At 70.6% G+C, this 20,337-nt stretch carries 20 protein-coding genes, 3 tRNA genes and 1 riboswitch; of the genes, 13 read left to right on the forward strand and 10 right to left on the reverse strand.

Translation table 11 applies throughout. The annotated features are described in order from the left end of the window. Positions 1 to 17: 17 nt before the first annotated feature. The 3 genes from ASG91_RS07515 to ASG91_RS07525 all read left to right on the forward strand — a co-directional run bounded on the left by ASG91_RS07515 (position 18) and on the right by ASG91_RS07525 (position 1,684). The gene (locus ASG91_RS07515; RefSeq protein ID WP_056922020.1) at positions 18 to 509 is read left to right on the forward strand and encodes a hypothetical protein; all 492 of its coding nucleotides are present in this window, start codon (positions 18 to 20) and stop codon (positions 507 to 509) included. A 156-nt stretch (positions 510 to 665) separates the two neighbouring features. Further along, complete coding sequence (locus tag ASG91_RS07520) at positions 666 to 1,175, forward strand: hypothetical protein (RefSeq protein ID WP_056922021.1); 510 nt, start codon at positions 666 to 668, stop codon at positions 1,173 to 1,175. Positions 1,176 to 1,183: 8 nt separating this feature from the next. Next, positions 1,184 to 1,684, forward strand: coding sequence for a hypothetical protein (locus ASG91_RS07525; protein ID WP_056922022.1), 501 nt, complete (start codon positions 1,184 to 1,186; stop codon positions 1,682 to 1,684). On the opposite strand, the gene ASG91_RS07530 is transcribed toward ASG91_RS07525, so the two are convergent. The 4 genes from ASG91_RS07530 to ASG91_RS07545 all read right to left on the reverse strand — a co-directional run bounded on the left by ASG91_RS07530 (position 1,681) and on the right by ASG91_RS07545 (position 5,412). Beyond that, positions 1,681 to 2,223 (reverse strand): cysteine hydrolase family protein, encoded by a 543-nt coding sequence (locus ASG91_RS07530; protein WP_056922023.1) that lies wholly within the window; start codon positions 2,221 to 2,223, stop codon positions 1,681 to 1,683. The two genes, ASG91_RS07525 and ASG91_RS07530, sit on opposite strands and share 4 nt — an antisense overlap. Then, positions 2,220 to 3,710 carry a cytosine permease gene (locus ASG91_RS07535; RefSeq protein WP_056922024.1) on the reverse strand — a complete coding sequence of 497 codons (1,491 nt, stop codon included), beginning with the start codon at positions 3,708 to 3,710 and terminating at the stop codon, positions 2,220 to 2,222. The genes ASG91_RS07530 and ASG91_RS07535 overlap by 4 nt, the downstream gene beginning before the upstream one ends. Before the next feature lie 157 nt (positions 3,711 to 3,867). Next, positions 3,868 to 4,065, reverse strand: a complete 198-nt coding sequence (locus ASG91_RS07540) for a DUF3073 domain-containing protein (RefSeq protein WP_056922025.1) — start codon at positions 4,063 to 4,065, stop codon at positions 3,868 to 3,870. 219 nt (positions 4,066 to 4,284) lie between these two features. Continuing rightward, positions 4,285 to 5,412 (reverse strand): Glu/Leu/Phe/Val dehydrogenase dimerization domain-containing protein, encoded by a 1,128-nt coding sequence (locus tag ASG91_RS07545; protein ID WP_235545469.1) that lies wholly within the window; start codon positions 5,410 to 5,412, stop codon positions 4,285 to 4,287. Positions 5,413 to 5,651: 239 nt separating this feature from the next. Between ASG91_RS07545 and ASG91_RS07550 the strand changes: the two genes are divergently transcribed. The 3 genes from ASG91_RS07550 to ASG91_RS07560 all read left to right on the forward strand — a co-directional run bounded on the left by ASG91_RS07550 (position 5,652) and on the right by ASG91_RS07560 (position 7,567). Continuing rightward, on the forward strand, positions 5,652 to 5,840 hold the full coding sequence (locus ASG91_RS07550) for a BldC family transcriptional regulator (protein ID WP_056922026.1): 189 nt from the start codon (positions 5,652 to 5,654) through the stop codon (positions 5,838 to 5,840). A gap of 85 nt (positions 5,841 to 5,925) precedes the next feature. Next, on the forward strand, positions 5,926 to 7,056 hold the full coding sequence (locus tag ASG91_RS07555) for a CaiB/BaiF CoA-transferase family protein (RefSeq protein ID WP_056922027.1): 1,131 nt from the start codon (positions 5,926 to 5,928) through the stop codon (positions 7,054 to 7,056). Between the two features lie 121 nt (positions 7,057 to 7,177). Beyond that, entirely contained in the window at positions 7,178 to 7,567 is a 390-nt protein-coding gene (locus ASG91_RS07560; protein WP_056922028.1) for a hypothetical protein, read from the forward strand. Between the two features lie 160 nt (positions 7,568 to 7,727). Here ASG91_RS07560 and ASG91_RS07565 read toward each other — a convergent pair whose 3' ends face one another. Next, a complete protein-coding gene (locus ASG91_RS07565; protein WP_056922029.1) occupies positions 7,728 to 11,018 on the reverse strand; it encodes a response regulator in 3,291 nt (1,096 codons plus the stop codon). A gap of 154 nt (positions 11,019 to 11,172) precedes the next feature. Then, positions 11,173 to 11,249: transfer RNA gene (locus tag ASG91_RS07570), tRNA-Phe, on the reverse strand. A gap of 158 nt (positions 11,250 to 11,407) precedes the next feature. Between ASG91_RS07570 and ASG91_RS07575 the strand changes: the two genes are divergently transcribed. The 7 genes from ASG91_RS07575 to ASG91_RS07605 all read left to right on the forward strand — a co-directional run bounded on the left by ASG91_RS07575 (position 11,408) and on the right by ASG91_RS07605 (position 18,488). After that, positions 11,408 to 12,334, forward strand: a complete 927-nt coding sequence (locus ASG91_RS07575) for an NADP-dependent oxidoreductase (protein ID WP_056922030.1) — start codon at positions 11,408 to 11,410, stop codon at positions 12,332 to 12,334. 131 nt (positions 12,335 to 12,465) lie between these two features. Further along, a riboswitch (SAM riboswitch) is annotated at positions 12,466 to 12,580 on the forward strand. Between the two features lie 265 nt (positions 12,581 to 12,845). Next, positions 12,846 to 13,421, forward strand: coding sequence for an NADPH-dependent FMN reductase (ssuE, locus tag ASG91_RS07580; protein WP_056922031.1), 576 nt, complete (start codon positions 12,846 to 12,848; stop codon positions 13,419 to 13,421). Then, the gene (locus ASG91_RS07585; RefSeq protein ID WP_056922032.1) at positions 13,421 to 14,467 is read left to right on the forward strand and encodes an ABC transporter substrate-binding protein; all 1,047 of its coding nucleotides are present in this window, start codon (positions 13,421 to 13,423) and stop codon (positions 14,465 to 14,467) included. The genes ssuE and ASG91_RS07585 overlap by 1 nt, the downstream gene beginning before the upstream one ends. Next, entirely contained in the window at positions 14,464 to 15,309 is an 846-nt protein-coding gene (locus ASG91_RS07590; RefSeq protein ID WP_056922033.1) for an ABC transporter ATP-binding protein, read from the forward strand. Before ASG91_RS07585 ends, ASG91_RS07590 begins: the two co-directional genes overlap by 4 nt. Then, positions 15,309 to 16,172 (forward strand): ABC transporter permease, encoded by an 864-nt coding sequence (locus ASG91_RS07595; RefSeq protein WP_056922034.1) that lies wholly within the window; start codon positions 15,309 to 15,311, stop codon positions 16,170 to 16,172. Before ASG91_RS07590 ends, ASG91_RS07595 begins: the two co-directional genes overlap by 1 nt. 49 nt (positions 16,173 to 16,221) lie before the next feature. Beyond that, on the forward strand, positions 16,222 to 17,595 hold the full coding sequence (locus ASG91_RS07600) for an LLM class flavin-dependent oxidoreductase (protein WP_056922035.1): 1,374 nt from the start codon (positions 16,222 to 16,224) through the stop codon (positions 17,593 to 17,595). Further along, positions 17,592 to 18,488, forward strand: a complete 897-nt coding sequence (locus tag ASG91_RS07605) for a TauD/TfdA family dioxygenase (RefSeq protein WP_056922036.1) — start codon at positions 17,592 to 17,594, stop codon at positions 18,486 to 18,488. Before ASG91_RS07600 ends, ASG91_RS07605 begins: the two co-directional genes overlap by 4 nt. A gap of 90 nt (positions 18,489 to 18,578) precedes the next feature. On the opposite strand, the gene ASG91_RS07610 is transcribed toward ASG91_RS07605, so the two are convergent. From ASG91_RS07610 to ASG91_RS07625, 4 genes are all read right to left on the reverse strand, one after another. Continuing rightward, positions 18,579 to 18,652 (reverse strand) — tRNA-Asp (locus tag ASG91_RS07610). A 20-nt stretch (positions 18,653 to 18,672) separates the two neighbouring features. After that, positions 18,673 to 18,745 (reverse strand) — tRNA-Glu (locus ASG91_RS07615). A 165-nt stretch (positions 18,746 to 18,910) separates the two neighbouring features. Continuing rightward, positions 18,911 to 19,285, reverse strand: coding sequence for a GntR family transcriptional regulator (locus tag ASG91_RS07620; protein ID WP_056922037.1), 375 nt, complete (start codon positions 19,283 to 19,285; stop codon positions 18,911 to 18,913). After that, positions 19,282 to 20,334: a PHP domain-containing protein gene (locus tag ASG91_RS07625; RefSeq protein WP_056922038.1), complete on the reverse strand. Its 1,053-nt coding sequence runs from the start codon at positions 20,332 to 20,334 to the stop codon at positions 19,282 to 19,284. Before ASG91_RS07625 ends, ASG91_RS07620 begins: the two co-directional genes overlap by 4 nt. Between the last annotated feature and the right edge of the window lie 3 nt (positions 20,335 to 20,337).

Here is a 20,337-nt window from a genome sequence, read left to right on the forward strand (position 1 = left end):
GGGGCTACCGTCGGGCTGTGTGGGCTCCTGACGACGAGGACCAGACGGTGCGGCAGTACCGCTTCCTCCTGCGCACCGCGCCCCTCGACGCGCTCGAGGCAGGCCACGTCGAGGCCCTGGAGCCGATGTGGCGCTCGCGTCGTTCGGTCGTGCTGCGGGCCGTCCAGGAGGGCCTGGTCGCCGGCGCGCGCCTCGACCCCGACGACGTGCGGCGGCTCGCCCACCTCATCGTGCTCGGGGAGCGCCGCCGGCCGGGTGACTTCCTGGCGGCCTGTCCGCGAGCGGTGCTGACCCCGCTGGCCGGGGCGGTCATCCTGAGCGAGGCGATGTTCGGCCGGTTCGGTGGGTATGCCGCGTGGGACGGCGCCGAGCCCGACCTCAAGGACGAGACGGAGTGGGCCGACGGCGGCTTCGGCGAGCACTGGCACGACGTGCTGACGAGTCACGTCAGCTACAGGACCGCGACCGGGGGACCGAGCTCGCCGGACGCGGCGTTCGGAGGCGTCTGACGCCTGACGTCCCGTCTGGGCGGATCCGTACCGGTTTGCCGTGTTCGAGCTGTCCACTCTGCACCGTTACGCCGCCCACGCCTCATCCGTCTGCAGGAGTCCGACAATGCATTCTGGGTGAGCCGATCCAGACCGGTGCTGCCTACCGTCGGACTCGTGGGAATCTTCAAGCGTCGCGCGCCTGCCGAGCCGGTCGGTCCGGTGGAGCGTCCGCAGGTGCGCCAGTACCGCTACCTGCTCGGCACCGCTGACCTGGATGCGCTGGTCGGCGTCCACCGCGAGGCGCTCGCCTCGCTCGACGTCCTCATCCGCGCGCACATCCTCCGGACCAGCCAGGACCGCACCCTCAACGGGCGCGAGCTCACCGTCGACGACATCGCTGGCCTCGCCGAGCTGCTCTGCACGGCCGAGGTGCAGGCCCCCGGCATCATCGCCGGTGCGCTGACGGAGGCCGCCCTCGAGCGCCTGGCCCACCGGGTGACCACCCATCCGGACGCCGAGCCCCTGCTCGAGGGATACGGCGGCTGGGACGGGTCCGACCCCGAGCCGCGCCTGCCCAGCCACGCCCACACCGCTCCGGTCGTGCGCCAGGTCACCAGCCCGATGATCGTCGTCGCGCCCCAGACCGCGTCGATCGGGGCCCCACGGAGCCTCGCCAGCCCTTAGCATCAGGTATGGGGACACAGGCGCACGACCCGGAGGACCAGACCGTCAGGCAGTACCGCTTCCTCTTGCGGACCGCGCCACTGGACGCCCTCCAGGCCGCCCACCAGGAGGCGCTCGACCACCTCGACGACAGCCAGTGCGCGCTGGTCCTGGCCGCTGTCCGCGACGGACTCGTCGCCGGGCAGCGGTTGGCTCCGGGCGACACCGGCGCGATCGCGCGGCTCGTCAGCATCGGTGAGCGTCGCGACCCCAGGGCCTTCCTCGACGCGTGCGACCCGACCGTCCTGCACGCGCTCGCCGACGCCGTCAACCAGGCCGAGGCGGCCTTCGGCCTCTTCAGCGGGTATGCCGCGTGGGACGGTTCCGACCCAGCGCCGCGGGAGTCGGGCGTCGACCACGGCGGCGACGGCGCGCAGGAGGCGATCGGGGTGCAGGTGAACACAGCCCGCGAGCTGGCGCGGATCCATGCGGCCCAGACCGGTGTCGGTGCCGGCGGCCTGGGCTTCTAGCCGAGCACCTCGTCGGTGGTCGCCAGCGTGACGAGCGGCGCGTAGAGCGACATCACGTCCAACGCCTTCTGGTGGTTGTCGTCGGTGGACCCGGCGCAGGCGTCGGTCACGACCGTGACCGACGCGCCCGCGTCGGCAGCGGCCAGGACCGTGGAGATCACACAGCAGTCGGTCGCCACCCCCGCCACCACGAGCGACGGCTGCTCGCCGACCACCCGGCGCAGGTCGTCGTTCCACTTCCCGAACGTCGTGGCGACCACGGTGCGCGTCGCCAGGGCCGCGATGTCGTCGGTCAGCTCGTAGAGCCGACTGTCGGCGGGCTCGAGCGCCCACGGGAACTCTGAGTAGTACGGCACCCACGCCCCGGTCGGGGTGGCCGGGGCCACGAACCGGGTGAACACCGCCCGCTCGCCGAAGGCGGGGGTGAGGCGCGCGACGTTGGCCGCGGCCGCGGCATACCGAGGGGCACGCCAGGTGCTGGTCGGGTCACCGAAGACGCGCTGCAGGTCGATCGCCACGAGCCACCGGCGATCGGTCACGTGCCGGCCTCCTGACGACGGACGGTGCGGCGACGCAGGACCAGGGTGACCAGGAACGAGAGGACCAGGGCGAGGAGGACCCCGAGGTTGGCGTAGGGCCAGTTGCCCTCCCAGTAGGGACCGGCCGGGTCGTCGACGAACTTCCCCAGCCCGAGGGGCTCGAGCAGGTAGCCCTGCCAGTTGTTCCACGACGCGTCCCCGGCGAAGCTGTTGACGACCAGGCCCCAGCCGAGCACGGTCGCGACGACCATGGTGCCGATCGAGGTCCAGTCCCAGGAGCCGTAGCGGCCGCGCACGTCGAACAGGGCGTCGTCGTCGTAGTCGCGCTTGCGCAGCACGAGGTCGGAGATCATGATCCCGGCCCACGCCGCGAGCGGGACGCCGAGCGTGATGAGGAACGACTGGAACGGGTTGATGAAGCTCTCGGCGAAGAACACCACCCAGATGGTGCCCACCGTGAGGATGACCCCGTCGATGAAGGCCGCCCGCGGTCGCGGGATCCGCACACCGAGGGACAGCAGGGTCAGGCCCGACGAGTAGATGCCGAGCACCGCGCCGCTCACGAGCGCGAGGATCGCGGCCACGAGGAAGGGCAGCAGGAACCAGGTCGGCAGGATCGTGGCGAGCGTGCCGATCGGGTCGGCCTGGATGCCGTCGCGCAGCTTCTGGTCGGAACCGGCCAGCAGGAGCCCGTAGATGACCAGGACCGTGGGGGCGAGCGCCCCACCGAAGGTGTTCCAGGCGACGATCGAGGCGCCCGAGGCGTCGCGTCGCTGGTAGCGCGACCAGTCGGCGGCGATGTTGATCCAGCCCAGGCCGAAGCCGGTCATGACCAGGACCAGGGCGCCGATGACGGCCCCGGTGGAGCCGCTCGGCAGCGCGTTGACGGCGGACAGGTCCACGTCATCGATGGTCAGCGCGATGTAGACGATCGTCGCGATGCCGGTGATCCACGTGAGGTACGACTGCATCTTCATGATGATGTGGTAGCCGGCCACCGAGGCCGCCACGATCAGCGAAGCCACGACGACGCACGCCACGACCTTGGTGCCCGTGCCGCCGCCCCAGCCGAGCTGCTTGAAGATCGTCGCCGTGGCCAGCGTGGCCAGGATCGCTAGGAAGGTCTCCCACCCGATCGAGGTCAGCCAGGAGATCACGCCGGGCACCTTCTGCCCGGTCACGCCGAAGGCCGAGCGCGACAGGATCATGGTCGGTGCCGAGCCACGCTTGCCGGCGATTGCGATCAGCCCGCACAGCAGGAACGACACGACGACGCCCACGACGGTGACCAGCACGGCCTGCCAGAACGAGATCTTGAAACCCAGCACGAAGCCGGCGTAGCTGATCCCGAAGACCGAGACGTTGGCCGCGAACCACGGCCAGAAGAGGTCCTTCGGACGGGCCGTGCGAGCGGCCTCGTCGATGATCTCGATCCCGGTGGTCTCCACCCCCAGGCGCTGGGTCTCAGCGCGCGTGTCTGTGCTCATGACGCGAGCGTAGCTCTCAGGACACGCGCACCGACCGAGGCGCCACGCCACCATGACCTGATGGGCACAGCGACATGGCCGCACGCCGCAGCGCGACGGAGGTGACACACGAGCCCGAAGGCCCGCGCATGAGGTGGTGGTCAGTCAGGTCGTCAGGTCATCGCTGACCCGAGGCCCACTTTCCGTACTCGTCGTACTCGTCCTCGCCCACGGAGCTGTCGGAAACAGGTTCCGGCTCCGCGTAGGAGGACCCGTGCAGTTCTCGCTCAAGTGCCGTCAGGTCGGTGTTGGGAGAGAAGTACTTCAGCTCCCGAGCAACCTTGGTCTGCTTGGCTTTAGCCCGGCCGCGCCCCATGGCGTGACCCCCTCATGCGTCTGCCGGGACGGCATCACCTAGTCGAGTCACCTGTTCGGTGCCTCGGCTCCGCGGAGCGGTCCCGGGAATCGTGTATATGTCGTGGGGTCAACGCTACATGAGCGGCGCAAGTTCTGTGGCGAGACCCACGTCTCACCTCGTCGAAAACACCCGTTCGGCGCGGGCTGACCCGCGGAACGGCAGGTCAGGCCCCGGCGCTCAGCGCGCGGGCAGCCAGATGCCGGCCGCCTGCTTGGCCGCCATCCGCTCCTCGGCGATGTGGTCGGCGGCCGCGGCGGGGGTGATCCCCCGCTCGTCGGCCGTCCGGAGCACCTCGAGGGTGTGGTCGAAGATCGCCGTGGCGCCCTTCTTGGCGCGCTCGAAGTCGAAGCCGTGCAGCTCGTCGCTGACCTGGATCACGCCACCGGCGTTGACGAGGAAGTCGGGGGCGTAGGTGATGCCGCGCTCGCGGAGGCGGTCGGCGGTGCCGCCGTCCCCCTCCCTGACGAGCTGGTTGTTGGCCCCGCCGCAGACCACGGTGGCGCGCAGGGTCTCGACGGTCGTGTCGTCGAGGGCGCCGCCCAGCGCGCAGGGCGCGTAGACGTCGATGTCGGAGGTGACCAGGGTGGCCGTGTCGGCGACCACCTCGATCTCGGGGTGCTGGGCCTTCAGCGCGGCGAGCGCCTGCTGGTTGACGTCGGTCACCAGGACCCGCGCGCCGTCCTCGAGGAGGTGGCCGGCGAGGATGCGCCCGACCTTGCCCACCCCGGCGATGCCCACGGTGCGGCCCTTGAGGGTGGGCTCGCCCCACAGGTGCTGTGCGGCGGCACGTTGGCCCTGGAAGACGCCGAAGGCGGTCAGCACCGACGAGTCGCCGGCTCCGCCGTTGGCCTCGGACCGGCCGGTGGCGAACCGGGTGGTCTCGCTGACCACGTCCATGTCGGCCACGTAGGTGCCCACGTCGCAGGCGGTGACGTAACGGCCACCGAGGGACTCGACGAAGCGGCCGTAGGCGCGCAGGAGGTCGGGGGTCTTGTCCGTGGCCGGGTCGCCGATGATGACGGCCTTGCCGCCGCCGAGGTCGAGGCCGGCCACGGCGTTCTTGTAGGCCATGCCCTTGGAGAGGCGCAGCACGTCGGCCAGGGCCGCGTCCTCGCTCTCGTAGGGGTAGAACCGCGTGCCGCCCAGGGCCGGCCCGAGAGCCGTGGAGTAGATGCCGATGATGGCCCGCAACCCGGTCTGCCGGTCGTGGCAGAAGACGACCTGCTCGTGCGCGGAGGTGTCCGTGGGGGAGGGGGCGGGTGGGGCCGTGGTCAGGCTGGGGAGGGGCGACGAGGACGCGGTCACGGTGGTGACTCCTTGAGCTCGGTGAGGCGCAGGGGCGGGGTGTCGGCGCGGATCGCGCGCCAGGTCCAGCGTAGGCCCCATGATTGCGCCCCAGCCCCTCGGATCGCGCCCCGGGCCGGTCACAGGGTGGTCCTGTGACTAGTCCCAACGGGCCATATCGGATGACCCGGTTGGAATGTTCCCAAAGCGTCCCGCTTGTCCGATTATTGGAGGACGTCCCCTGCACTAGGAGTTATGTCATGGTTACTCGCACCACTGAGGTCGAGAAGTTGCTCACCCCCGCGGAGGTGGCATCCCTGTTCCGGGTCGATCCCAAGACGGTGACGCGTTGGGCGAAGGCAGGGAAGCTCAACTCCATCCGCACCCTCGGCGGCCACCGCCGCTACCGCGAAGTCGAGGTTCGCGCACTGCTCTCAGACGTCCTCTGACCGAGGGGGCGCGTCGGGAGCAGGGCCCGGCGCGCAGCCTCGTCCAGTGAGCTCACCTCGAGTGAGCGACGGTACGGTCGGTCCCATGGATTCGAGGGCCGACTCGTCGCGCCGTCCAGGCCCTCTCGCAGGGGTCCGGGTCGTCGAGGTCGGCGGCATCGGTCCGGGGCCGTTCGCGGCGATGATGCTGTCCGACCTGGGTGCCGATGTCGTGCGTGTCGACCGGCCCGAGGAGGACCTGACACCGACCCATGCCGTGCTGCTCAGGGGCCGGCAGTCGGTCGTGGCCGACCTCAAGTCCCCCGACGGCCTGGCCGTCGTGCTCGGGCTGGTCGACCGCGCGGACATCCTCATCGAGGGCTTCCGCCCCGGGGTGGCCGAGCGCCTCGGCTTCGGCCCCTCCGTCGCGCTCGAGCGCAACCCCGGGCTGGTCTACGGCCGGATGACCGGGTGGGGCCAGGACGGCCCGTATGCCGCGCTGGCCGGCCACGACCTCACCTACCTTGCCGTCGCGGGGGTGCTCGACGCCTTCGCCGGCGCCGACGGGCGCCCCGTCCCCCCGCTCAACCTGCTCGGCGACTTCGGCGGCGGCGGCATGCTGCTCGCGCTCGGGGTCGTCTCCGCGCTGTGGCACGCCCGCGAGTCGGGGCAGGGTCAGGTCGTCGACGCGGCGATCGTCGACGGGGTGGCCGCGATGACCGCGATGCACCAGTCGATGCTGGGGTCGGGGCTGTGGTCGGCAGCGCGCGGCGCCAACCTGTTCGACGGGGGCGCTCCGTTCTACCGCTGCTACCGCACCGCCGACGACCGCTGGCTCGCGGTCGGGGCGATCGAGCCGGTCTTCTACGACCGGTTCCTGGGTGGACTGGGCGTGGACCCTGCCGAGGTCGGCGCGGCCCAGCTCGACGCCGAGCAGTGGCCCCGGGTGGCGGCGCTGTTCGCCGACCGCGTCGCGGCGAAGCCGCTCGCCGAGTGGGTGGCCGTCTTCGCGGACCTCGATGCGTGCGTGGCACCCGTGCTCACGGTGGTGGAGGCCCGCAGCGACCCGCACCTGTCCGCGAGGGGTGTGTATGCCGCCGTCCCCGGCTCCCCGGACCTGGTCCAACCCGCCCCCGCCCCCCGGTTCTCGGCCACTCCCACCACTGCAGGCACACCCGCCCCAGAACCAGGGGCTCATACCGACGTCGTAGGGCGCGAGCTGGGCTCGACACGTTAGGGGGAGGCACTGTCCGCCGAACGGAGGAGACAATGGTCAAGGGATGGCAAAAAAATGGTTTCGGGGGTCGATTTCGCGCTTCTATCAGGGGGTAGCCCTCACAACCCCCATTGGAGCCATCGTGATCAACAGCCTCGGCACTTTCCTCCAGGAGCAGCTCCGCGTCCTCGGATGGAGCCGCGCGACGCTCGCCACGCGGACGGGCCTGGACGAGTGGACGCTCGAGGGAATCCTCGACTCCCCGGTCCTCCCGGAGTGGCCGCAGCCTGACGACATGCTGGCTCTGTCCCGGGCCCTGTGCGTCTCCGTGCGCGAGATCGCCCTGCGCGCCGCCGAGGGCTCCGGCCTCTCGGTCATGGGTGGCATCGACCACAACGAGGCCCTGATGCTGGCCACCAACGACGAGCTGATGCGCGAGGTGCGACGCCGTCTGGCGCTCGGCGCCCGCACCGGCCAGTACCTCACCAGCGCCGGCCAGCAGGTGAATGCGGACACCCCGCAGTCGGCTTGAGAAACGTCGGGTCGCCAACCCCCAAGGTGATCCGTCGATGCAGGACCCAGACCCGCCCATGAGCCAGACGGGAACCTGGCAGCACGAGTAAGTCCCTTTCAACGAAGCCGCCGGTCACTCCCCCTGTGACCGGCGGCTTCGTCCTGTCGGTAGCAAACCCTCAGGACTGGCGGCGCAGGACCACGGCGAACGACTCGAGCGCCTTCACCGCGGCGTCGAGGGCGCGCTCGACGCCCACGAGAGCCGGCTGCTCGACCACGACACCGTCCTCGCCGAGGTCCTCGACCTCCTTGCAGAGCTCGGCGAGCCGCGTGGCGCCGAGGTTGGCCGCGCTCCCCTTGAGGGCGTGCGCGAACCGACCGAGCTCGTGGGGGGCCTCTGCCTCACGGGCCTCACGCATCCCGGCGAGGGTGGCTCGGGCGTTGGGCCCGAACCGGTCGATGAACCGCAGCAGCATCGAGGGGTCGCCGGGGTCGAGGTCGAGGAGCTCCTCCAGCCTCGCGACGTCGAGCACCGTCGTGTCGGCCAGCGACGCGAGCCGACGGCTGTCGGGCGCCTCGTCGTCGACCACGGTCTCGCCCGAGGTCGGCACCCAGCGGTCGAGCGCCTCGCGCAGCAGTGTCACGTCCACCGGCTTGGTGAGGAAGTCGTCCATGCCCGACTCGAGGCACCGCTCGCGCTCGCCGGCGATCGCCGCTGCCGTCATGGCGATGATGGGGGTGCGGTACTGGTCGTCCTCGAACGACCGGATCATCCGAGTTGCGTCGTAGCCGTCCATCTGCGGCATCTGGCAGTCCATCAGCACGGCGTCGAAGGTGCCGTCGGCGGACTGGAAGGCGTAGTAGCCGGCCAGCCCGTTCTCGGCGACGGTCACGGTGTACCCGAGGCTCTCGAGGATGCCGACGGCGACCAGCTGGTTGACCTCGTTGTCCTCGACGACGAGGACGTGGCCCCGCGAGCCGCTGGCCGGGCGGCCGCCGGAGCGGCCTGCCGCGTCCTCGGCGCTGCCGTCGGAGGCGAGCGTCCCGGCGCGGTCGCCGGCCACGTCGGCCAGGGTGTCGAGGAGGCCGGAGGGCAGGACGGGCTTGGTCAGCGACACGTCGATGCCCGCGGACGACAGCACCTCGGGGTCGAGGTCCATCGACGAGGTCAGCAGGACGATCCGGGTCTCGGCGAAGCGGCCGTCTCCCCTGACCATCCGGGCGAACTGCTCTCCGTTGACGCCGGGCATGACGTAGTCGAGCAGCACGATGTCGAAGGGCACGTTGCGACGGTGGGCGTCGTCGAGCAGGCCGAGGCCCTCGACCCCTGAGGCGGCGATGGCGGCCTCGATGGACCACCCGGCCAGCTGCTCCTCGAGGATGAAGCGGTTGGTCTCGTTGTCGTCGACGACGAGGACCCGCAGTCCCGCGACGTCGGGGAGCGGCGGCCGGCTCTCGTCGACCTCTTGGGCCGGCGCGAACCGCGCCGTGAACCAGAACGTGCTGCCGTAGCCGGACTCACTGTTGACCCCGATCTCGCCGTTCATCTGCTCGACGATCTGGCGGCTGATGGCCAGCCCGAGGCCGGTCCCGCCGTACTCGCGGGTGGTGGAGCTGTCGCCCTGGGAGAACGCGGTGAACAGACGGTCCTTGACCTCCGGGGTCATGCCGCTGCCGGTGTCGCTGACCTCGACCCGGATGACCGTGCTGCCGTCCTCGTGGGTGGACTCCACGCTGGCCCGCACGACGACCTCGCCGCTGGAGGTGAACTTCACGGCGTTGGAGGTGAGGTTCGAGATGACCTGGCCGAAGCGGACGGGGTCGCCGCAGACCGCGTGCGGCACGTCGGGCAGGCAGGTCACGGCGAGCTCGAGGTCCTTGGCGCGGGCCCGCTCGGCCATCAGCGTGGTGCTCTGCTCGACGATGGCCCGGGGGTCGAAGTCGACCGCCTCGAGCTCGAGCCGCCCGGCTTCGATCTTGGACAGGTCGAGGATGTCGTTGACGAGGGCGAGCAGGGCGCGACCGGCGCCGTCGATCCCGTCGGCGAGCCGGCGCTGGTGGGTGGTCAGCTCGGTGCGCCCCAGGAGCTCGGACAGGCCGATCACGCCGTTGAGCGGGGTGCGGATCTCGTGGCTCATCGTCGCGAGGAACTCGGACTTGGCGAGCGACGCGCTCTCCGCGTTGTCGCGCGCCTGCCGGAGCTTCTCGGCGGCGAGCTCGCGCTCCGCGACCCGCGCGAAGATCGAGGTCGCCCGGGCGACGGTGAGGCCGTCGGTCTCGGTCGGGGGAGTGTTGGCGCGGGTGTCCATGACGATGACGCAGGCGGCCCGGCCCTCGGCCACGACGGGCGCCGCCACGAGGCTCGTGCCCTCGGTCGTGAGCGAGGCGTGGGGGGAGCGCGAGCGGACCGCTTCGTGGGCCAGTCGTTGGGCCTCCACGAGGTCCTCGTCCGGGACCGGACGCGTGTCCGCGACGACCGGGACCAGGTTGTCGTCCGCGTCCACGACCCAGGCGGCCACCGACTGCCACCCGGTGTGGGTCGTCACCAGCCCGACGATCTGCGGGATCACCTCGGCGAGCGTGGTGGCCTCGTTGGCGGCGGTGGCCATCGCGGTCAACAGCGCCAGGGCCTGCTCGGCGTCCTTGGTGTCGGTGATGTCCTGGGACGTGCCCCCCATGCGGATCACCGCGCCGGTTTCGTCGGTGCCGACCTGGCCGCGGCCCCTGATCCACGCGATCGAGCCGTCTCCCCGGAAGATCCGGGCGTCGAACTCGAACTGGCCATCCCCCTCCAGGGCCCCTTGGACCGCGTTGGCTGCCACGTCGCGGTCATCAGGGTGCATCCGGTCGAGGAAACCCTGGTAGTTGGGCACAAAGCTCTCATCGGGGGTGACGCCGTAGATCCGGTAGAGCTCGTCCGACCAGGTGACGACGTCGTTGACGACGTCCCACTCCCAGCTGCCGATCTTGGCGATCCGCTGGGCTTCGGCGAGCTGGGTCTCGCGGCGCTGGAGGGTGTCGATGAGGCGACGTTGGTGGCTGTACTCCGTCACCCGGTGCAGCCACCCGACGTGGTGGCCGTCGTCGTCGTTGATGGGGGTGTGGCTGACCAGGGCCCAGAACCGCTCGCCGTCCTTGCGCAGCAGGCTGCACTCGAGGTTGCTGCCGCTCTCGCGGCTGGTCTCCAGGTCCTTCAGGTGGTGCTCGAACTGTGCCTGGCCCTCCTCGTCGAGGGTCTCGAACACCGACAGCCCCGGCATCTCCTCAGGGGAGCGACCGAGCATCCTTGCCATGCGGGCGTTGGCCAGCACGGTGTGACCTTCGTCGTCGAAGACCCAGAGGCCGTCCGGCGACGCCTCGACGAGCCATCGGCTGAGGTCGCCGAGGCTGCTGACGTGGCGGAGGTCCCGGAGGTCTCCGATGTCGGCGCCGGGGGACGCGCCGAGGTGGCCGAGCTGTGGATCCTGCACACAGCGAGTTTGCTGCATCTGCCTGTGGAAACCCACTCGAACACTCGATTCGCCCCACATGGGGCTCATCGCGCCAGCGCGGCCGTCCCGTGTGTGGGGCCGTGGGCACACAGAGAAGCCGCAGTGCCAGCGGAGCGCTGACCTGCGGCTTCGGTGGTGGCCAGGGGCGGGGTCGAACCGCCGACCTTCCGATTTTCAGTCGGACGCTCGTACCAACTGAGCTACCTGGCCGTGTCGCACGTCCGTGGCGGCGGACATGCGATCGCGGCGGCCTCGTGCCGAAGCCCGGGTGACCGTCGCGACTGCAGGATCATAGCCGATCGCCCGGGCTAACTCACACCCGGGTGCATTAGCGGAATACCCGCGCGTGCAACGAAGTTGCGCAGGGCATGAAGGCAATCACCTACGCCGAGTACGGCGACCCCGACACCCTCCAGCTCACCGATGTGCCCGACCCCAAGGTCGGTCCGGGTGAGGTGCTGATCCGCGTCCGCAGCGCGAGCGTCAACCCCGTGGACTGGAAGGTGGCCAAGGGTTACCTCGACGGACTCCTGGTCGTGAGCTTCCCCGCGATCCCCGGCTGGGACGTCGCCGGAGTCGTCGAGGCGGTCGGTCTCGACACCCCCGAGTGGTCCGTCGGTGACGAGGTGATCGCCTACGCCCGCAAGGACTGGGTGCAGGGCGGCACGTTCGCCGAGCTCGTCACCGCACCGGTGCGCACCGTCGCCCGCAAGCCGAAGTCACTCGACTGGCACCAGGCCGCCGGGCTCCCGCTCGCCGGCCTCACGGCATACCAGCTGCTGGCGCGGTTGGGGCTCAAGGAAGGCGAGACCGTGCTGGTCCACGCCGCCGCAGGCGGGGTCGGCCTGTTCGCGGTCCAGATCGCCCGCGCGCTCGGTGCGCGCGTCATCGGCACCGCCTCCGAGGGCAACCACGAGTTCCTGCGTGGCCTCGGTGTCGAGCCGGTGTCGTATGCCGATGGGCTGGCCGGGCGGGTCCGTGAGCTGGCGCCCGACGGCGTGGACGTCGTGGCCGACTTCGTCGGCGGCGTGCTGGAGACCACCCAGGCGGTCCTCAAGGACGGTGGCCGACACGGGTCGATCGCCGACGGGACCGTGGCCGAGGCCGGCGGTATCTCCGCGTGGGTGCGGCCGAACGCCGAGGACCTGACCGCGCTGGGCGACCTCGCCGACGACGGCAAATTGACGGTGCCCGTGACCGAGGTGTTCCAGCTGGCCGATGTGCCGAAGGCCTTCGAGCTGAGCCAGACCGGTCACGTGCGCGGCAAGATCGCCATCGAGGTCAGCACCGCCTGAGCTCCGCCCAGACGTCGAAAAGGGCGTCCACGCATGCGATTTCGTGCGTGGACGCCCTTTGTCGTCCCAGTATGCGAGAGCAATATCCTACTTATTTGATAGGTAATACCTAAGGGGCTACCTTCATCTCAGGTCACGAGTTCCAGCGCACAGCCCCGGCTTGCTGGACGGCAACCCTCCCACTCGCGGCGGGGTGCTCCGGGTGAGGACCTGGCGACAGTCGCACGGCTGTCGCAAGCGCGCGGCTCTCGGGCCTCCACGAGGACGGAAACCCATGAAGGACAACGGATCCAGGCAGCGAGCCGATCGCTCCTGCCACCGTGTCCTACGCAGGCACGTCGACCTGCTCAGGGTCTCCAGCGCGCTCTGTCGCCACTGACGCGTCTCCTCGACTCTCTGCGCCCGTCGTTGCATCCAGACGACGGTCTCTGACGAATCCTGCTCTCCCGCAACGGTTTTGCGCATTCCGCCGCAGGACCGGTGATGACCCCTGCCCGAAAGGACCTGTCCCATGGCTGTCATAGCCACCATCTCCAGCAGTCCCAACCGAACGTCCAAGACCGACGCCGTCCTCACCGACATCGCCCGCCAGCTGCAGCGAGCGGGCCACGTCGTCGTCCCGGTCGTCCTGCGCGACCTCCCCGCCGAGCCGCTCGTGCGCGGCAACGCCCACGACCCCGACATCGCCCGGGCCGTCGCGGCCCTCGAGGCGGCCGACGCGGTCGTGGTCTCGACCCCGGTCTACAAGGCGGCCTACGGCGGTCTCCTCAAGACCTTCCTCGACCTCCTCCCGCAGTTCGCCCTGCGCGGCAAGGTGGTCCTGCCCGTGGCGACCGGTGGCACCCCGGCTCATGTGCTCGTCGTCGACTACGCCCTGCGCCCGGTGCTGGCCAGCCTCGCTCCGAGCAGCATCACCCCCGGCTGGTTCGTCCTCGCGGACCACATCACCCTGGCGGAGGGCGGAGAGGTGCTGATCGACGAGGTGGCCCACCGTCCGCTTCGCGAGGTGACCGCCGTCTTCCTCGACACGGTGGCCGGCCGTTCGCTCGTCGCCGCAGGTGCCGAGCCGCGTGAGGCGGTGGCCTGATGCGCACCACATATCGTTCCTCCCTCCCGCACCGCCCGCTCGTGGCGTTGGCGTCCGGAGTCCTGCCGCTCACCCTCGTGGGGGCCTGCGCGCTGCCCTCGAGCGAGGCGAGCACCGAGAGCAAGGGCCCGGTGACCGTGCGATACCAGGGCTCGGCCAACGCGGTCGGGCTGCAGGAGCTGGCGGCCGACCTCGGCTACTTCCCGACCATCAGGCTCAAGTGGGTCGGCAACACCACCAGCGGTCCCCAGGACATCCAGTCGGCAGCGACCGGCCAGACCGACGTCGGCGGTGCCTTCTCCGGCGCGGTCGTCAAGCTCATCAAGGCTGGCGCGCCGGTCAAGGCCGTCGTGAACTACTACGGCGAGGACGCCAAGTCCTTCAACGGCTTCTACGTCAAGGAGGACAGCCCGATCCGCACCCCCCGGGACCTGATCGGCAAGAAGATCGCGGTCAACACCCTCGGCGCGCATGCCGAGGCAGTGATCGACACCTACCTGAAGAAGAACGGGCTGACGCCACAGGAGATCGACCACGTCCAGCTCGTGCCGCTGCCGCCCAACGACACCGAGCTCGCCGTCCGGCGGGGGCAGGTCGACGTGGGCACGCTCTCCGGGGTCCTCCAGGACCACGCCATCGCCACGGGCGGGCTGCGCTCGCTCTTCAGCGACTACGCCCTCTTCGGCGCCTTCAACGGCGGCCAGTACGTGCTGCGTGACGACTTCATCGCGAAGCACCCTGCCGCCGCCAAGGAGTTCGTCACCGGGGTCGCGAAGGCGATCGAGTGGGAGCGCAGCACGCCTCGCGCGGAGGTCATCGCCCGGTTCACGAGCATCATCGAGAAGCGTGGCCGCAACGAGAAGACCGACAACCTCAAGTACTGGAAGAGCGTCGGGATCCCCAGCAAGGGCGGCGTGATCAGCGACGAGGACTTCACCCGCTGGGAGCCGTGGCTGGTCGACAGCGGCATCCTCACCGCGGGTGAGCTGCAGCCGAGCAAGCTCTACACCAACGAGTTCAACGAGCTCGCCCAGGACGCATCATGAGCGCGCACATCGAGCTCAGGGGGGTGAGCAAGGAGTTCGCGCTGCGGCCCACCCGTGACCAACCGCAGGCGCGCACCCTCGTGGCCCTCGAGGACGTCTCGCTGGAGGTGCCGCGCGGTGAGTTCCTGACCCTGGTCGGCCCGAGCGGCTCCGGGAAGACCACTCTCCTGGACCTCCTCGGAGGGCTCAGCCGGCCGTCCCGGGGAAGCGTCCTCGTCGACGGCGAGGAGGTGACCGGTCCCGGGCTCGACCGCGGGATCGTCTTCCAGCAGTACGCGCTCTTCCCCTGGCGCACGACCCTGGCCAATGTCACCTTCGGTCTCGAGCAGCAGGGGCTCGGCCGCCGCGAGCGAGTCGAGCGAGCCCGCGAGAACCTCGCGTTGGTCGGCCTCGAAGGCTTCGAGGACCGCTACCCGCACGAGCTCTCCGGGGGCATGAAGCAACGGGTGGCGATCGCCCGAAGCCTCGCCTACCAGCCCGGGATCCTGCTCATGGATGAGCCGTTCGCAGCCCTGGACGCCCAGACCCGCGAGCAGCTGCAGGACGAGCTCCTGCGGATCTGGCGGGCCACGGGCACCACGGTCGTCTTCATCACGCACGGCATCGAGGAAGCGGTCTACCTCGGGCAGCGGGTCGCAGTGCTGAGCTCGCGCCCCGGACGCCTGAAGGCCTTGGTCGACATCGACCTCGGGGACCGTGCGGCGACCACCGACCTGCGCTCCGACCCCCGGTTCGTCCACTACCGGCACGAGGTCTGGGAGCTCCTGCACGACGAGGTGCGGCGCGCGCAGGACGCCGGCCACCTCAAGATCCAGCCAGACGGCACGGAGAGGGCAGCCTGATGAGCACAGCGATCCTGGAAGCAGAAGCCCCGCCGGCGGTGACGGTCACGCCGACCGCTCCCGCGCGGCATACCAGGGGGCATGGCCTGACGCGCAGCGTCGGCAGGCTCGTGCGCCGCTCGGCGGCCGTGGTCCTGTTCCTGCTGTTGTGGGAGTACGGCACCCAGTACCTGCTCGACCCGGCCCGCAAGGTCTTCCTGCCGCCACTGCACGAGGTCCTGCGGGCCTGGTGGGGGCTGGCTGAGAGCGGGCAGCTCCAGCAACACGTGGCGGCCAGCCTGACCCGGTCGGCGGTGGGGTTCAGCCTCGCCGTGGTGGCGGGGATCGCCCTCGGGCTGGTGGTCGCCTGGTACGACGGCCTGCGGGAGTTCCTCACCCCGCTGCTCGAGGCGTTCCGCAACACCGCGGCGCTCGCCCTCCTGCCTGTCTTCGTGCTGCTCCTCGGCATCGGCGAGACCAGCAAGATCTCGATCGTCGCCTACGCCAGCTTCTTCCCGGTCCTGCTCAACACGATCGCCGGCGTGCGGACCGTCGACCCGCTCCTGGTGAGGGCAGCTCGGTCGCTCGGACTGGGCAGCCTCGCATTGTTCCAGAAGGTCGTGCTGCCGTCGGCGGTGCCGACGATCTTCACCGGCGTGCGGATGGCTGGCACGTCGTCGATCCTCGTGCTCATCGCGGCCGAGATGGTCGGGGCGAAGGCGGGGCTCGGCTACCTCATCGTCAACGCCCAGAGCAGCTTCCAGATCCCGGACATGTATGCCGGCATCCTCACCGTCTCGGTGTTCGGCCTCCTCGTGAACACGGTCCTGGTGCGGCTGGAGCGGCACTTCTCCCGGTGGCGCGTCGCGGCCGCGGCTCGCTGAGCCCCGGCCGCCACCCCCACTCGAAACTCCTCGAAAGGTAACCAGATCCATGTCTCCGACACCTGGGGCACGACCCCGCCGAGAGCTCCACCTCAACGCCTTCCTGATGTCCACCGGACACCACGAGGCGGCCTGGCGTCACCCTGACGTCGAGCCGGCCCGCGCGTTGACCCTCCAGCACTACGTCGACATCGCCCGGACCGCCGAGCGGGGCCGGCTCGACTCGGTGTTCTTCGCCGACAGCGTGGCCCTGCACGGCAAGGTGCGACACAACACGCACAGCGCCTTCGAGCCACTCACCCTGCTGGCCGCGCTCGCCGCGTCGACCAGCCACGTGGGCCTGATCGCCACCGCGTCGACGACCTACAACCACCCCTACACGCTGGCCCGCGCGTTCGCCTCGCTCGACCACCTCAGCGGCGGTCGAGCCGGGTGGAACATCGTGACCAGCGCCGGGCAGGACGAGGCCCGCAACTTCGGTCTCACCGACCGGCCCGACCACGCAGCGAGGTATGCGCGGGCCACCGAGTTCGTGCAGCTCGCGCAGGCGCTCTGGGACTCGTTCGACGACGAGGCGGTGATCGCGGACCAGGCCTCGGGGGTCTATGCCGACACCGACCTGATCACACCGGTCGACCACCGGGGCGAGCACTACGAGGTGCGCGGGCCGCTCAACATCCGCCGTCCGGTCCAGGGCTATCCGCTGCTCGTGCAGGCCGGGTCGAGTGAGTCGGGCAAGGAGTACGCCGCCCGCTTCGCCGAGGCGGTGTTCACCGCCCAGCAGACGCTCGGGGAGGCGCAGGACTTCTACGCCGACCTCAAGGGACGCCTCGCCGCGCACGGACGACGGCCCGAGGACCTGCTGATCCTCCCCGGGATCAGCCCGGTGATCGGCCGCACCGAGGACGAGGCGAAGGCCAAGGAGGCCGAGCTCAACGCCCTGATCAACCCGGCCTACGGGCTGGCGCAGCTGTCGGCCATGCTCGACCACGAGCTGACCGACGCAGATCTCGACGGGCCGTTGCCCCCGGTCGCCGCCGGCACCGAGGGCAACCAGAGCCGCAAGCAGCTGGTCCTCGACCTCTCCGCCCGCGAGGGCCTCACGGTGCGCCAGCTGATCGAGCGGCTGGCGGGTGGACGCGGGCACCGGGTGTTCGCGGGCACCGCCACCCAGGTGGCCGACCAGATCCAGGAGTGGTTCGAGCAGGGCGCCGCCGACGGCTTCAACGTGATGCCCCCGACCCTGCCCGGCGGGCTCGACGACTTCGTCGACCTCGTGGTGCCCGAGCTGCAGCGGCGCGGGTTGTTCCGCACCGAGTACACGGGCCAGACCCTGCGCGACCACTACGGGCTGGCCCGCCCGGCCAACCCCAACACCCAGCACCACCCCTCGCACGCCGACACGAAGGAGAACGCCGCATGACCGCCATCGCCACCGACCGGGACGTCCGCAAGCTCACGGGGCGCATCGGCGCCGAGATCATCGGGGTCGACCCCGCTGCCGAGCTGGATGCCGAGACGGTCGAGTTCCTCAACCAGGCCCTGCTCGAGCACAAGGCGCTCGTCTTCCGGGGTGTGCCGCTCACGGACGAGCAGCAGGAGCGGTTCGCCGCGCGGTTCGGTGAGCTCACCACTGCCCATCCCACGGTCGCGTCCGCTCCCGGCGCCCCGCGCGTGCTGCCGGTCGACAGCGAGAAGGGCGTCGCCAACCACTGGCACACCGACGTCACCTTCGTGCAGGCCCCACCGAAGGCCACGACCCTGTCGAGCAAGGTCGTGCCGCCGCACGGAGGCGAGACGCTCATCGCCAACACCGGTGCCGCCTACCGCGACCTGCCGGAGCCGCTCCGGCTGCTGGCGGACTCGCTCTGGGCGATCCACACCAACGACTACGACTACGCCCAGCCCGAGGAGTCCCTCGACGAGCAGACCAGGCAGAACCGGGAGGAGTTCACCTCGCTCGCCTTCCGCACCGCCCACCCCGTGGTGCGCGTCCACCCGGAGTCGGGGGAGAAGGGTCTCTACCTGGGCGGCTTCGCCCAGCGGCTGGTCGGGTTGTCGGTGTCCGAGAGCCGGGACCTGATCCGGTTGTTCCAGTCCTACGTGAGCCGACCTGAGAACGTCGTCCGAGTGGCGTGGGAGCCCGACCAGCTGGTCATCTTCGACAACCGGATCACCCAGCACTACGCGATCGACAACTACGACCGCCTGCCGCGGCAGCTCCACCGGGTGACCGTGGCCGGTGACGTGCCGGTCGGCCTGACCGGGGAGCGCAGCCGCGTGATCGAGGGCGATGCCTCGCACTACACCGGCTGACTTCCGGGGACGCGGGGCTGAGCCCGGACCCGCACCGAACCAGTGAGATGCCGAAGGGCCCGCACTCTCGTGCGGGCCCTTCGTGTGGGGCGACCCCGACCGGGCTCGAACCGGCGACCTCCGCCGTGACAGGGCGGCGCGCTAACCAACTGCGCTACGGGGCCTTGGTGGTGCTGGTGATGCGTATCCCCAACGGGATTCGAACCCGTGCTACCGCCGTGAAAGGGCGGGGTCCTAGGCCGCTAGACGATGGGGACCAGTTCAACGGCCCCCCGCCGTTTAGCGCCAGGCGCGGATCCGTCGAGGACTCGCGAAAGCATAAGGGCAGACCGCCCGGATAACCAAAACGGGTCCGTGGGCGCCGCGGGCCGTGCGGCCGCGCCCCGCCTGCCCCGCGACCCGAGGGTATGCCGCGTGGCCGGTCAGGCGCGCGCCTCGCGCAGGGCGGCGCGGACCAGGTCGACGGCCGCTGACTCGCTGAGCCCGGCTCGCTTGGCCCGGATGGCGTACTCGGCGGCGCTGCGGTTGAGGGCGACGTCGAGCGGCTGGGAGCCCGCCGCCACGACCGTCCCGGCCCGTCGCCGCGTGGTCACCAGCCCTTCCGCCTCCAGCTCCTTGTAGGCGCGGGCCACGGTGTTGACCGCCAGCCCGAGGTCTGCGGCCAGGGCTCGCACGGTGGGCAGCCGATCGCCCTCGGCCAGGCTCCCGCGGCCGATCAGGCCGGCGAGCTGGGCCCGCACCTGCTCATAGGGGGGCTCGGCGGCCTGGAGGTCGATGGTGACCAGCAGCTCGCTCACGCGCGCGCCCCGGCCCAGTCCAGCAAACGGTCCGCGTCCCACGTGGTGACGATCCGGTCGGGGTCGATGCCCAGGGCCTCGGCGCGCTCGCAGCCGTAGGCCTTCATCTCCAGCTGTCCGGGCGCGTGCGCGTCGGAGTCGATCGCGAACAGGCACCCGAGGTCCATCGCGAGCCGGATGAGGTCGTCCGGAGGGTCACGCCGCTCCGGACGGCTGTTGATCTCCACCGCGGTGCCGTGCTCGGCGCAGGCCTCGAAGACCGCTCGCGCATCGAAGTCGGACTGGGGCCGCGTGCCACGAGACCCCTCGACGAGCCGGCCGGTGCAGTGGCCCAGGACGTTGACGCGGGGATTGGACACCGCCGTGACCATCCGCTTGGTCATCGGGGCCCGGTTCATCTTCAGCTTGGAGTGCACGCTGGCGGTGACCAGGTCGAGCTTGCCCAGCATGGTGTCGGTCTGGTCGAGCGCGCCGTCGTCGAGGATGTCGACCTCGATCCCCTTGAGCAGCCGGAACTGGCCGCCGAGCGAGGCGTTGATCGCCTCGACGATGCCGAGCTGCTTGGTGAGCCGCTCGGCGGTGAGGCCGTTCGCGACGCGGAGCTGGGGCGAGTGGTCGGTGAGCACCAGCCACTCGTGGCCCAGCTCCACCGCCGTCAGCACCATCTCGTCGATCGGGCTCCCGCCGTCCGACCAGTTGGAGTGCGAGTGGCAGTCGCCCTTGATGCTGGCGAGCAGCTCGACGCCGCCCTTGGCGAGCGGCTTCGCCTTGCCCTGCAACGTCTCCAGGTATGCCGGGAGCTCACCGTCCAGGGCTTCGCTCACCACTGCGGCGGTCGACTTGCCGATGCCGGCCAGGTCCTGCAGGGTCCCCGCCTCGTGCCGGCTGCGGAGCTCCTCCTCGGGTGTCTCGCGGACCGTGACGACGGCCTTGCGGAAGGCCTCCACGCGGTAGGTGCCGGCTCGCTCGCGTTCGAGCAGGAAGGCGATGCGCCTCAGGGCCTCGTCGGGCTCGACGGGGGCGGTGAGGGGTTCGACGGCGGCGACCACGCG

Origin of the sequence: Phycicoccus sp. Soil802, from assembly GCF_001429605.1 — a bacterium.
Classification (GTDB): domain Bacteria; phylum Actinomycetota; class Actinomycetes; order Actinomycetales; family Dermatophilaceae; genus Pedococcus.